Origin of the sequence: Salinimonas chungwhensis DSM 16280, assembly GCF_000378185.1 — a bacterium.
Lineage (GTDB): Bacteria > Pseudomonadota > Gammaproteobacteria > Enterobacterales > Alteromonadaceae > Alteromonas > Alteromonas chungwhensis.
In genome coordinates this window covers 600,952-614,709 of sequence record NZ_KB899376.1, presented here as the reverse complement: position 1 = coordinate 614,709, position 13,758 = coordinate 600,952, and the positions used below count along the sequence as shown (strand labels likewise).

11 protein-coding genes are annotated in these 13,758 nt (G+C 47.3%); 4 read left to right on the top strand and 7 right to left on the bottom strand.

The features are described from left to right. Positions 1–3 precede the first annotated feature (3 nt). From F458_RS18935 to ansA, 3 genes are all read right to left on the bottom strand, one after another. Positions 4–1,611 (bottom strand): BamA/TamA family outer membrane protein, encoded by a 1,608-nt coding sequence (locus F458_RS18935; RefSeq protein WP_018981866.1) that lies wholly within the window; start codon positions 1,609–1,611, stop codon positions 4–6. A gap of 609 nt (positions 1,612–2,220) precedes the next feature. Then, complete coding sequence (locus tag F458_RS0102860; RefSeq protein WP_018981865.1) at positions 2,221–3,060, bottom strand: DUF2797 domain-containing protein; 840 nt, start codon at positions 3,058–3,060, stop codon at positions 2,221–2,223. 1 nt (position 3,061) lies between these two features. Continuing rightward, positions 3,062–4,069 carry an asparaginase gene (gene ansA / locus F458_RS0102855; protein ID WP_018981864.1) on the bottom strand — a complete coding sequence of 336 codons (1,008 nt, stop codon included), beginning with the start codon at positions 4,067–4,069 and terminating at the stop codon, positions 3,062–3,064. Between the two features lie 163 nt (positions 4,070–4,232). Here ansA and F458_RS0102845 point away from each other — a divergent pair, with 163 nt between their 5' ends. Genes F458_RS0102845 through F458_RS0102835 form a run of 3 tightly spaced genes read left to right on the top strand, consistent with a single transcriptional unit; the run spans position 4,233 to position 6,974 of the window. Then, complete coding sequence (locus tag F458_RS0102845) at positions 4,233–5,024, top strand: SAM-dependent methyltransferase (RefSeq protein ID WP_018981862.1); 792 nt, start codon at positions 4,233–4,235, stop codon at positions 5,022–5,024. Then, entirely contained in the window at positions 5,021–5,239 is a 219-nt protein-coding gene (locus F458_RS0102840) for a hypothetical protein (protein ID WP_018981861.1), read from the top strand. Before F458_RS0102845 ends, F458_RS0102840 begins: the two co-directional genes overlap by 4 nt. Before the next feature lie 4 nt (positions 5,240–5,243). After that, a complete protein-coding gene (locus F458_RS0102835; RefSeq protein ID WP_018981860.1) occupies positions 5,244–6,974 on the top strand; it encodes a GGDEF domain-containing protein in 1,731 nt (576 codons plus the stop codon). 194 nt (positions 6,975–7,168) lie between these two features. Here F458_RS0102835 and fadE read toward each other — a convergent pair whose 3' ends face one another. The 4 genes from fadE to purM all read right to left on the bottom strand — a co-directional run bounded on the left by fadE (position 7,169) and on the right by purM (position 12,207). Then, complete coding sequence (fadE, locus tag F458_RS0102825; RefSeq protein WP_018981858.1) at positions 7,169–9,625, bottom strand: acyl-CoA dehydrogenase FadE; 2,457 nt, start codon at positions 9,623–9,625, stop codon at positions 7,169–7,171. A gap of 178 nt (positions 9,626–9,803) precedes the next feature. Next, entirely contained in the window at positions 9,804–10,553 is a 750-nt protein-coding gene (locus F458_RS0102820) for a DUF3108 domain-containing protein (protein ID WP_040610028.1), read from the bottom strand. Then, complete coding sequence (gene purN / locus F458_RS0102815; RefSeq protein WP_018981856.1) at positions 10,516–11,163, bottom strand: phosphoribosylglycinamide formyltransferase; 648 nt, start codon at positions 11,161–11,163, stop codon at positions 10,516–10,518. The genes F458_RS0102820 and purN overlap by 38 nt, the downstream gene beginning before the upstream one ends. 3 nt (positions 11,164–11,166) lie before the next feature. Further along, positions 11,167–12,207 (bottom strand): phosphoribosylformylglycinamidine cyclo-ligase, encoded by a 1,041-nt coding sequence (gene purM, locus F458_RS0102810; protein WP_018981855.1) that lies wholly within the window; start codon positions 12,205–12,207, stop codon positions 11,167–11,169. Between the two features lie 190 nt (positions 12,208–12,397). On the opposite strand from purM, the gene F458_RS0102805 reads away from it, so the two are divergent. Then, on the top strand, positions 12,398–13,756 hold the full coding sequence (locus F458_RS0102805; RefSeq protein ID WP_018981854.1) for a DUF2066 domain-containing protein: 1,359 nt from the start codon (positions 12,398–12,400) through the stop codon (positions 13,754–13,756). Positions 13,757–13,758 lie beyond the last annotated feature (2 nt).

Sequence of the window (13,758 nt, the reverse complement as noted above, 5' to 3'; positions counted from 1 at the left end):
GCATTAAAACGCCTTTTTAAGCTGTATACTCCATTCCCAATTGTTAACATTTTTTGCAGCCCCGAAAGGCTTTGCAACATCAATATGTACAACGCCACTGTTACTCGACTTGTTCGAAAAAAGGCGTGCACCCAGACCCACACTGTGTAACCAGCCGGATTCTTCATTCAGACGTGCTGACTTGCCATCAAAAGCTTTGCCAACATCTGCAAAAGCGGCGAAACCAACCTCAAATAGCTGGTAGAAATTGTAGTTCGTGTAAAGCCGTACCTCAGCACCGGCAGCAATTCGATGGTCGCCGTGCTGATACTGATTAGGAAAACCCCTCACGCCATTTTCATCATCAATTACAATCGGCTGGTCAAGGAATTGTCCTGCCGATAATGTTCCGTTTAATCGCAGGTAGTAACCTATCAGGTCAGAGTGTCTGTAAAAATACTCCAGTCGTGAATCAACGCGTATAAAATCACTGATACCTGTGTTAGTGATTGCATTAAAGGTTGCACTGGCCATTAAAAGCTGATTGAGACCAGTGATAAGGCTTTTTGTGATTGTCGCCTGAGTATGAATACCCAGTCCGCCTTCAGAGTTGTCGGCCTCTACACCTAGTCGTGCTGTCAGTTGCCAGCCTAAATTGATGTCTTCAGGCTGGTTAATCAGATAGATATCCCGCATCACCAGGATGTCACGCTCAGCATACACAAAGCTAACCCACGGATATAAAAAATCCCGGGAAGTCGGAGTGAAGGACACGTCATTAGCAGGGCTGTCAGCAGGCGATGAAAATATAGCTTTGTTGTAAGTCAGACCCAGCATCAGTCTGCTTGTGCGCCGGTTATTTGAGGCTATCCGCCAGCCATAAGCCCCGGTAAAGGCCTTGCCCGCGAGATGGAAGCTGTTGCGGCTTTTATTGTTTTGAAATATTTCTTCAACTAACGCTGTCTGGTTAGCACTTAACAATAGACTGTTAGCGCTATCAAGGTGATAGAAAGGTTTTTCAAAAGCAACGCTGTAAATATCGCCATCATCGTTGTTTTCCAGTCGTAGAAAAAGGTTAGCGTGTTCTACCCAGGGGACAATTGAGGAGAAAGCGAGCTGATAACCACTTCTTTGCTCATCCTTGGTATAGCGGGCGGTAGCCCGAATACCCAGGCCAAGCAAATTGTCCTCTCTGATACCAACGAGCGCCGAGTTTTCTGAGCCTCGGCGACTGAATGAGAGGGTCGGAATAAGTGACCAGTTATCATAGGTCTCAATCTTTACATCCATCGTGCCGACTTCACAATTGTTAGTCGTGGATATTGTCGCATCTGCCAGAAATCGCTGTGCCCTGAGAATGGCTTGTGCTTCAAGAATATCTTCTTCAGTGACCACATCGCCCCGCTTGAAGGTAAGTCTATCCTGGATAATACCGGGCCGGGTAATTATGTGCATGGCATTGGCCCAGCGGTGCAAAGAGATAGTGTTCGCAGCATTTTCATCAAAGATGGGACGGTTTATTATCTCAATAGTATTAACCTGCAGTCCTGAGGGAAAATCGTCATTACAACCGGTTAAATCCTGGTGCAGCGTCTGGGTAAAAGCTGATGGTAAAAAAGCAAAGTACACCATTGCGAAATAGTATCGCAAACTATGCAAGGGGCGAAGGAGCGCAAACGATAAAGGCATATCCGGCGCTATTACTTATTTAAAATCAGGGTGAAAGCTAGTCACGCAACAGCCCTCTAATCAGCTAACCGGTTTGAACATCATGGCTATGTTATGTAGTTAAAGTGCGCATTTTTATTTCAACCAGTCATTGGCTTGGTAATCATCGTCAAACCGACTTTACTAAAGCGCGCTGCATGGTTTGGCGCTGCCATCTAAATATAGTGTAGAACATATAGTCGTGGCTGGTGCATGTAGTGTTAAGTTTAATCGTCTCGGGCATGTCTGGTTCAAACATTTTGCCTGACAGAGGCAGCCTTAGCGATCTCATCGATCAAGATGCTAAGATTGCCAAACCAAGGTATTTGCGTCGACTGCCTGAGATCTGACAGGGGATAGGGTCGCTTTGTTTGGAGGGGGTAAGCCTGGGCTGGCTAAAGCACTGAATTACCGTGTATCGCTCATGCCGGCTACGCAGACCTATTTATCATAGGTCGCTGAGCAAATCACAGATTAACGTCCGGCGCAGAGCCAGCCGGAACGTTAACAAAATCAGATACGGGTCTGGTTCAATCAATAACTCACGGTAAGTTCATAGCCCGCATATTTGCGCATATTAATAACCCGGTTGTCGTCTAACAGCAGATATTGCCCCTTAATACCCTGAAGCTCACCACTAAACTGAGGCGTTTTGTCCAGATTAACGGACTTTATTTTGTCCGGGTAGTTGTTAACAGGATATTCAATCATAACCGGTTCGGCGTCAGCTATGCTTATGGCCTGTAATCCTTTTTGTTCCCGCAATTTGTCCAGTTGCGGCTCTATATCAGCCAAAAGGCTTGCTTTGACGGCCTCCATATCCTGCAAATCAGGCTTGCCTTTGAGCATTGTGCGCCAATTGGTTTTATCGGCAATATGGTTTTTGCACAATGTCTCAACTTCACCACTGGTTAATCTATCCGGTACCCGCAACATTACCAATGCCTGACTGGCGCCCTGATCCATCCAGCGGCTGGAAATACTGTCTTTGACATGTCTGGTAATACCGACTTTCAGATTGCCGGTATTTGCCAGGTAGACAAAATGCTCGCTCATACAATTAGTTTCTCCCCATTCGGGTTCGCGACAGGTGCCTTCGTGATAGTGACACTTTTCTGGTTTAATAATACAGCTGTCACATTGCGCCAGAGTAATAAGACAGCGATAACAATACCCCTGGTTAAAACTTTTTTTGGTCTTCTTACCGCAATGTACGCAATGGATTTGTCCGCTATGCTCAACATTAAGTTGTTGCCCTATAAGCGCATTCATAGGGACCTGCTCATCGCCTACCGGGAGTGAATACTGCACGGTATTGTCATCAGGGGTCGCGCTTACGCGCATTTTTGAGATATTTCCGGTTAAAGAAGGCATGTTACTGGCTCAGTTCTCCGCGTAGATTTTGACAAAGCAATTGATTTATCTGTTCAAACGTTAACGACTTAGACAGCAGGTAATGAAGTTTCGCCAAAGCTGCCTCAGGTGTCATATCACTGCCAGGAAGCACGCCCGCCTCAGCAAGTCCGTGGCCCGTGGCATATCCGCCCATATTGACGCGTCCCCGCATACATTGAGTACAGTTTAAAACGGGAATCTGATTATCTCTGGCACGTTGTAGCTGTTCTAACAGAGCGGGATGTTGAGGGGCATTGCCTACGCCATAGCTTAGCAGTATTAACGCATTTACCGGTTGTTGCAGCGTATTTTTTAGCACCTCATGGGAAATTCCGGGATACAGGCTGACCAGCCCGATTGGCTGGGCGGATACCTGGCTGACCACCAGCGGTGTTGCATCAGGCTCAGCCAGTATTCCTGCATTGAGACGAATATTGATACCCGCTTCAAGCAAAGGCGGGAAGTTTGGCGAGTCAAAGGCGTTAAATCCATCGGCGTCCACTTTGCGACTGCGATTTCCACGCAGCAAACGGTTATTGAAAAACAGGCCAACCTCAGCAATCGGGAAGTTTGCCGCAATAAATAACGCATTTAACAAATTGACCTGCCCATCTGAGCGCAGCTCAGCAAGTGGAATTTGCGATCCTGTAACAATGACAGGCTTTTTCAGGTTTTCCAGCATAAAACTAAGGGCAGAAGCGGTATAGGCCATGGTGTCAGTACCATGCAAAATAATAAAGCCGTCATACTTTTCGTAATTGGCGGCGATATCATCAGCGATGCGTTGCCAGTCAGATGGATCCATATCGGATGAATCTATAAGGTTGGGGTATTCGTGTAATGTAAAATGAGGCATCTCATCCCGATGAAATTCAGGCATTTTCTTCAGTGTCTCCCCCAGAAAACCTGCTGCGGGCACGTACCCCTGGGAAGACGGCTGCATCCCAATGGTGCCACCGGTGTAAGCAATATAAATATGTTTTCGCATGAGATACCTTTTATTTTTCATTGGTAACGCTTACCAGTAGATTGGCTATGCGCGCAATCATCAAACTATGCGGCGATGATAATAAACAATTTATCATTGCGCCCGGGACTGTGGCGGGCATAATACCACCCATTGATGAAAGACGTAAAAAGGGATACACCCTGTGAAAGGAAGTCTGGTGTGTGTTGGGCCTGGTATCACAGTGGGCGCGCATATGTCTGTGCGTTGCCGCAACCTTATCAACCGGGCAGATATTGTCTATAGTAGTTGTCATCCGTTGATGGAAGACTGGCTAAAGACGATGCACCACGATGTGCGTTCGCTGCAGCCCTTATATGCGCAAAATAAAGACCGCCGTATTACTTACAAAGAGATGGTAGACCTGATGCTAAATGCTGTTCGTGAGAACCGCCGCGTTACCGGCGTTTTCTACGGGCATCCAGGCGTATTTGCCCAGGTACCTCATCGTGCCATCGCGGCCGCTCAGCGTGAAGGGTACCGGGCCTGGATGGAGCCAGGGATTTCTGCAGAGGATTGTTTGTATGCTGATTTAGCCATCGATCCGGGTGCATACGGCTGTCAACATATGGAAGCCAGCCAGTTTATGTTTTATCAAAGACAGCTGGATACCGCAGGCTATGTCATTTTATGGCAGGTGGCGCTGGCAGGAGAAATCACCCTGTCAAATAGGGTAAGCTCCACAGAACAACGGGCGGTTTTGGTAGAGCTGCTCTTAGCCCATTATCCCGCAACTCACGAGGTCATCCTGTATGAGTGTCCAACGCTGGTAACTGACACCGTACGAGCTGAAAAGATTTGCTTGGACGAACTCACCCAGGCTGCATTAACACCTATAACCACACTTGTGATACCACCGGGTAAAAAGATGGAACATAATCAACAAGTCATAGACAGGTTGTCGCAACAAGCGGCGGCGGAAAAGGAGCAGTTATGAACGCAGCAGAACTTAGCGCTATGTTGGGTGAAAACGCTGATATCAGCATCAAAGATTTAAGCGCTGAGCAGCGTAAGGCCATAAAAACATGGCAAGCACAGGCGGCCCAAATCAACGCCATATTAAATATTAGTGAACCTCATGACCCTACCGACCCCGTACCAAACCCGGTACCGGAACCTGATGATAGACCCAGGGACCCTAGAATAAATTAATCCCATGCGTAGTCTCATTTTTTTATTGCTGTTATTTTCCAGTTCGTTTTTCAGTGCGGCAGCATCAGAAAGTGGACTTAATGAAGCAGATAAGCTGCGTTTGGCCAATCCACAAAAGTCTAAGCAACTGTTGGACGATATCGATTTTGACGCATTAACGCAGCAGCAAAAATATCGATATCGATATTTGCGGATCTATCTGAGCACTATTTTTGAGGGGGATTTGGCAAAAGTTGTTGAGCGGTACAGGCAGTTGATTGCAGAACTACCCGATAGCACGCTAAAAGTGCGTGCTATGCAATCAGCGCTAACGCTAACGGTTTACAAGGCGCAGTGGTATAAAAGTTTAGCGCTGGTGAGTGAACTCAAAACACTCATCTCGCAGATTGATGCTTATACCGTCGAACCCGATGCTTATTTGTCGTTAATTAATTTTTATCGTGAGACCGAGCAACCAGGCATCGCGTTAAAGTACGCAAATAAAGTATATATGCATCCTGCTGCAACGCCTCATCATCAGTGTTACGCATTGTCGCTGAAAAATCAGATCTTGCATCAAGAGGCCGACCCGGAACTCTCAGAGGATGATTTCTATCAAGGAATCTCTCTGTGCGAGGATGTACCTCTGCCTTTTTTTGTAGCCCACAATTACACAAGTTTATTCAAATTTCTTACCGACAAGGGCGAGCTTATCAAAGCAGAGATTGTGGGTGAGGAAGCGGGTCGAAGGATTGAAAAAATTGGCTGGAAGCATTTCAGCAGTGGCTTTTCAATAGCAAAAGCTGAGTTAAAGATGGCGCAGGAAAAGTTTGCTGAGGCCAAACAATTGTCTCAACAAGTTATTGATGAGGATGTAAAACAAGACGCTCGGGAGGCAGTTTTAGATGCTTATTCTAACCTGGCTGAGATTGCCGCATTGGAGAATGATTTTGAGAAAGCATACAAGTACGAAAAACAACTTGGTTCACTGTCACGATCTTTTTATGACGCCAGAGTAGCTAAATCGCTGGCCATTCAGCGGGCTCGGTTTAACCTAGAGAGTAAAGAAAATCGAATTGCTTTACTGGATAAAAAAAATCAGTTGCTTAGCACCGAGTCCCGTCTGGTTAAAGAGCAAATGGCTAATATGGCCCTCGTCGTTGCCGTCGCCCTGGCAGGTGTGTTGGGGTTGCTCTTTTGGTCTTATCGCTCTTCTAAAATCCAGAAGAAGTTGGCAGAACTTGCCTCTACTGACTACCTGACGGGCATCAGTAACCGAGGTTTCTTTAATAAACAATGCCAGCAGGTGATCAATACTGCACAGGATAAAAGTCTTCCCGCTTCGCTCATATTTTTGGATTTAGATCATTTTAAGAAAATTAACGATGCCTATGGTCATCAGACGGGCGACTGGGTACTCATCGAAGTGACGAGAAGGCTCTCAACGCTGTGTGAAGAGAAAAAGTACACACTTGGGCGTCTCGGAGGAGAAGAATTTGGTATCGTTATGGGCTGTAAAGATAGTGAACAAGCTTTTGATTTTGCTCAAGAGTGCCGAAAGTCCATAGCGTCCATGGAGACCGCTGAAACCGGCTTTGACTTCGAGGTGACTGCAAGCTTTGGTATCAGCGATACGCGTCAGGCAGGTTACAATATTAATAATCTTTTTTCAGCATCAGATCTGGCACTTTATCAGGCCAAAAAGTACGGTCGTAATCAGGTGTTATGTTATGACGGCAATATGTCAGATGACTGAATTTCACTTCAATGAATCATGAGCAATGCGCTCATTAACGTCTTTAAATGCTAGGGCGATCTGAATACCAGCCAGGTATTCTTGGTGACGTCCATCGCTGGGCAAAGGCCGTCGATTGACTGTCATGCAAATAAAAAAGCCACCGACATTAAATGCTGGTGGCTTTGCTTCAAACATCACGCTGTATTATTGAATCAGGCTGCAGACTTACCTTTATTACGGCCTTTTTTAGCGGATGCTGCCATTAACTCTTCGTGGTCAAAGTCATCTACATTGATAGTGCGTAAGCGGCCCGCTTCAGTTTCTTTAAGCAAGCTGGCTTCTTCTTCACTGATAATGCCATCTTTAAGCGCTTCGTCCGCCAGTTTGTCCAGTCGGGTGAACGGCAGTTTTTCGCCTTTTTCTTTACAGATTCGCTCGAACACAGGTTCAGCGGCCAATACGTTATCCAATGTCTGCTCTAAATCACCAAAAAGACTTCCTTCTTCACGGGTAAGGTACTGTCCGTCGCCCAATCTGCTGCGGGCGGTTGAAGGCTGCTGTAAAATACCGGCAATCTTATGTTCCATACGATCAGAAGGACGCTCACAGCGACGACCAAACGGGATAATAATTGCTTTAAGACCCAAAGCGATAGGACGCGAGGGGAAATTATCCAGGAACTCAATAATTGCTGTTTCAATGTCGTATAACGTTGTCTGCAGCGCCCAGTGCATCAACGGTGCATCTTCCTGCAAACGGCCTTCTTCGTCATAGCGCTTCAGTGTAGCACTGGCAAGATAGATGCCCGATAAAATATCGCCCAGACGCGCCGACAGACGTTCCTTTCGCTTGAGATCACCACCTAAAACGCCCATCGAAACATCGGTCATGAACGCCAGGTTAGAGCTGTAACCCTGCAGCAGTTTGTAATACCGCGCTGTATCATCGGAGAAGGGCGCAGAGCTGAAGAAATTGCTGGTAAATGCAAACCACAAACTACGTACCTTATTTGACATTGCAAAACCAATATGACCGAATACAGCTTTGTCAAACTCATTAAGTTGTTCGTGACGATCATCCTTGTTAGCGGCTTCCATTTCTTTAAGCACATAAGGATGACAGCGCATAGCACCCTGACCAAAAATCATCATGTTGCGGGTCAGAATATTCGCCCCTTCCACAGTGATTGATATTGGTGCGCCCTCATAAGCTCTACCCAGATAATTATTCGGCCCAAGCATGATCCCTTTACCACCATGAACATCCATGGAGTCATTAATTACCTGGCGCATTTTTTCTGTCAGATGATATTTGCAAATGGCCGATACGACCGAGGGCTTCTCACCCAAATCAACCCCCACAGTAGAAAACCGGGTAACAGCATCCATCAGATAGGCATTGCCGCCAATTCGTGCAAGCATTTCTTCGACACCTTCCATTTTGCCGACGGGCAAACGAAACTGGCGACGAATCCGCGCGTATGCCCCGGTTGCCAAGGCGACGGTTTTAGCACCACCGGCAGCCGTAGATGGTAGGGTGATACAGCGACCCACTGACAGACACTCCACCAGCATGCGCCAACCCTGGCCGGCCATTTTGTGACCACCGATAATGTAATCAAGCGGAACAAAAATATCTTGGCCGCGAATCGGACCATTCTGGAAAGGTGTGTTTAACGGGAAGTGACGACGACCGATATCCAAACCTTTTGTTTCACGGGGGATCAGCGCACAGGTAATGCCTAAGTCCTGTTTGTCCCCCAACAGGCCATCAGGATCCTGAAGTTTAAATGCCAGACCAATAACTGTAGCAATAGGTGCAAGGGTAATGTAGCGCTTGTCAAAGGTAAGACGCATACCCAGAATTTCCTCGCCTTCCCACTCACCTTTACATACAACACCAACATCGGGTATGGCACCGGCATCTGAACCCGCTTCGGGACCGGTAAGGGCAAAACAGGGAATCTCTTCGCCACTGGCCAGACGTGGCAGATAATAGTCCTGTTGCTCTTTGGTGCCATAATGACCAAGCAACTCACCCGGACCTAACGAATTAGGTACGCCAACAGTACTGGATAGTACAGCGCTGGTTCCGGCCAGCTTCTGCAGTACCCGGGACTGAGCGTAGGCAGAGAACTCAAGACCACCATATTTTTTCTTGATGATCATGGCAAAAAATTTGTGCTCTTTGAGAAAATCCCAAATCTCTGGCGGCATGTCCGCCAATTTATGGTTGATTTCCCATTCATCGACCATGCGACAGACTTCATTAACCGGCCCGTCTAAAAACGCTTGCTCTTCCTGGGTCAGTCGCCCTTTGGGAATCCCATGCAGCTTGTCCCAGTCAGGTTTACCGCTGAAGATATCGCCGTCCCACCAAACAGTTCCCGCATCAATCGCTTCTTGTTCGGTGCGAGACATTTCAGGCATCACTTTCTGATAAAACGCCAACAGCTTTTTGGTAATGTGTTTTTTGCGGATATCCGACACACCCAAAGGTACAGCCACGAGCAAAAAGACAAGCCAGCCAAGCCAACCAATGTCGCCAAACAACGTGCCGATAAACATGACGCCTGCTGTTAGCGCTATCGTATTTACCAACCCCAGACGTTTATAGCTGGCCACACAAAGGGTCAGCAATACAATTAAAAACCAGATAAATTCTGCCATTTTTACACTCCTGATAAAATGCGGCGTTACACCAGTCAGTTTACTACGAGAAACGAATTATCTAAAGATTCGAGGTCTGACCAGCTTTGGTTAAGCTATATACTCACGACCCAAAGATCAAGAAAAAAGCGCCGTTAAGGCGCTTTCGAGAGTAAAGCAGGAAGTACGGTGCTAAGCATTACAGACGTTTGTAAGCTTTAAGCTTTATATCACCCTGTTCGTCACCATCTTTAAATTGTTGTAACCGAACCAGCTGATAATCTAATTCAGGTGAATACCAGGCGTAAGTTTGACGGCTTTTTGAGTCTCTCACCAGTTTTACCTTAATGGTTTCAAGTTTACCGAAAGGTAGCGCCAGTGTTTCGTTTCCTAAAATACGAATACCGTAGTGTCTTTTTTGCCCGCGATAATTGATAAAGTCGTAGCCTAAATCACGCTTATCAATAGCCAGCTGTCGGCCCAGATCGATGCGGTAAAGCTGATTGTCCAGTTCATCCTCCCAGACCAGATTATCCTTGCCTTCAACGACAACGGTAGGAGAGGGCGACTTTTCAAAAGAAATGGTTATTTCTGAATCCGGACCTGTTCCAGTGCGTGTGTAATGGTATTGCGATGGTACCAGACTGTCATCGTCAACCATGAAAATGGAATGTTCAAAGCGTTCATCGGACAAAAAAAACTTTGAGACGCGAGAAGAGTAAGTCAGCGAAAACTGCTTATCTGCTAAGGGCTCGAGCTTCATGGTGGCGTTACCCACATCATCCCCCCATTTGAACGCCGTGTAAGTTGCCTCAAACGGAACCAAATCTGGCAAAGCAGAAGCCCCCTCGGGCTCCTGTGCCTTTGCTGATATTGTCAGACCCAATGTGAGCAGCACCAGCGCTGCTTTGTTAGTCGCTTGCGTAACCCGTCTCCGGAAGAAATTCATCGTCAAATATCGCCTTATTATCCTTCATTGCCAGACGTCCGTCACAGAACCATTTAACCACCAGCGGATAAATGCGTAACTCCTGTTCGTTGACACGTTCGGCCAATTCCTCTGCGGTATCATATTCAAATACCGGTACACGGCTTTGAACGATCACTGGCCCGCCGTCTAATTCTGCCGTGACAAAATGGACACTCACACCGTGTTCGGGGTCTTTATTGTCAATAGCACGTTGATGTGTATTCAACCCTTTGTACTTTGGCAGCAACGATGGGTGAACGTTCAATAGCTTACCTGAGAAACGGTCGACAAAGCCAGGCGTTAAAATACGCATAAAACCTGCTAAAACAATACAATCGGCATTTACCTGTATAATCAGCCTGCTCAGTGCTGCGTCGTATTCTGCCCGGCTGCTGTAGTCATCGTAACTAACTATATGGGTCGCGATAGCGGCTTTTCTGGCACGCTCTAAACCATATGCGTTAGGCTTATTGGAAATAACAGCAACAATCTGACCGTTGATCTTACCGGCACTACAGGCATCCATCAGCGCCTGCAGATTCGATCCTGAACCGGAGATAAGTACGCAGATATTTTTTTTAGCAGTCATCGGCTAAACGATCTCTACCTGGTTCTCATCGCCATTGCGATCTTCTATATGACCTAACAACCAGGCATTTTCGCCAGCTTCATTTAATTGAGAAAGCGTAGCTTCAACATCCTGGTCTTCCACAACCAGCACCAGTCCCACCCCACAGTTAAACGTTCTGTACATTTCATGATCGGAGATGTTGCCATTGCTCTGTAACCAGTTGAAAATCTCAGGCCACTGCCAGCTTTTCTCTTCAATAACCACTTTGGCAGAAGCTGGTAATACGCGGGGGATATTTTCCCAAAAGCCACCGCCGGTGATGTGGGAAATCGCTTTTACCTGAACTTTTTCAAGCAGTTCGAGTACCGGTTTGACATAAATTCGGGTGGGGCTTAACAAATGCTCTTTTAGTGAACGTTCGCCCAGCATTGTATCCAGATCAGCACCGCTGACCTCAATCACTTTTCTAACCAGTGAGTAGCCATTGGAGTGGGGACCTGATGAGCCCAGCGCAATAAGTTTCTGGCCGGCAGCAACCTGGGTACCGTCAATAACCTTATCGGCCTCAACCACACCCACACAAAAACCGGCTATGTCATAGTCGCCGTCGTGATACATGCCGGGCATTTCAGCCGTTTCGCCCCCGATAAGCGCACATCCTGCGAGTTCGCAGCCCTCGCCAATACCGGTTACCACTGACGCAGCAGTATCGACATCCAGTTTGCCCGTGGCGTAATAGTCGAGAAAGAACAAAGGCTCAGCGCCTTGTACAATCAAGTCATTCACACACATCGCTACCAGATCAATACCCACGCCGGTATGTTGATTTGCATCCATGGCCAGACGAAGTTTAGTGCCTACGCCATCGGTACCAGAGACCAGTAGCGGTCGCTTGTATTTCGCCGGGATTTCACACAGCGCACCAAAGCCGCCCAGTCCGCCTTTCACCTCAGGACGGTGCGTCCGCTTAGTGACTGATTTGATCCGATCGACTAACTGGTTACCGGCATCGATATCTACGCCGGCATCTTTGTAACTAAGGGAGGTTTTTTTGTCGCTCACGGTTAATGCCCTGATGCAGAAGGATGGAAAAATGCGAATTCTACCAGTAAGTGACTTTAAGTCCAACGTTGTGGACAGGCCCCGCTGTCCGGTGGTCAAAATATTGATGAAAACCGCCGCTAAATAGACCACAATAAGCGCAAGTAGAATTATTGCCCAAGATGCAAACTAACAAGGCCGGAATCTGTTGATGTTCACCCGAAAAGTTAAAGAAACAGCCCGTATCTGCCAAAGCAGAGCTATCCGCTGTGTACTGCTTGCCACCGCATTATGTTGTGTTTTCTCTATACCTGTAACGGCAAGTACCGTGATAGTCACTAATAAAGCCAAAGTACCGGTTTCTGATCAGAGTGTTTCATCGCGACGCGAAGCCCTTAAACAGGCCCTTGAGCAAGTACTGATAAAAATGAGCGGGTCAGCACAAACAATAACGCATCCGGCGGTAAAGCAGGCATTAAAGTCACCGGCCCGTTATCTGAGCGCTTATCAGTTCAGTTATGAAGATGGTCAGCAATTTTACGAAGGCGAATTCTCTCGTCAGGTGTTGGTAGAATTATTGCGGGATGCCTCTTTACCAGTGTGGGGCCAGCGACGTCCTGATACTTTGCTGTGGCTGGCGACCGAGGAAGGGGATGATAAATGGATCCTGCGGGAAGGGCAGCGTGGTGAGCTGGCAGCACAAATTAATAAGGACACCCGCCAGCGGGGCATTCCGATTACCTTGCCCCTGATGGATCTCACCGATAACAGCAATATATCGGTGTACGATGTGTGGGGGCATTTTAGCCGGGTGCTGAATCAGGCATCGGAGCGATACCGCCCGGATTTTATTATTGGTGCCAGACTTCATGAAAAGGCTGAAGCCAGCACACCGACGTTCTTAAGTACTGAAGAACAACTCGAGCAAGCCTTATCCCAGAGTAACTTAGCATTCTCCTATTCTAATGACGTTGACACCACACCAGCGCCCTCTGCATCTGCTACGGTTTCCAGCGATGCCAGAGAGCTGCTGCCAGACGGTCAGACAATGGGTTCAGCTACAGCATTGAGCGAGAGCGATAATACTAGCCAGAACGCAGCTAAACCTGCGTCAGCGCCTGTGCTACCAGCCCGGGTCGGCGAGGGGGATTTTGCTTTGGAATGGGTTCTGCTTGAAGGCAGTGATTCGCAATTTGGTACCGTGCGCGCTGCCAGCGCCAAAGCAGCCATTGCGGCTTTTATTGAAATTTACGGTGAATATCTCGGTCAGCGATTCGCTATTTCATTTGATGCGCAGGATGAAACACAGGGTACGACAGTATCAATTTCTGTAGCCAATCTTGATGGCCTTAACAAGTATGTTCATGCCCAGCGTTTTTTGACTGAGATGAGCGTAGTGAAACATGCAATGCTATCCAAACAGAGCGGTTCAGTGGCAGTGTTTGAGATAAAACTGGCCGGAACGGTGTCAGACTTTATCAACGCACTGTCAATGGATTCTCAACTGCAGCCCGTTCGGGATGCATTTGGAAGGCCGCTGGAAGGACATAACTTTTACTGGAACGAATAATC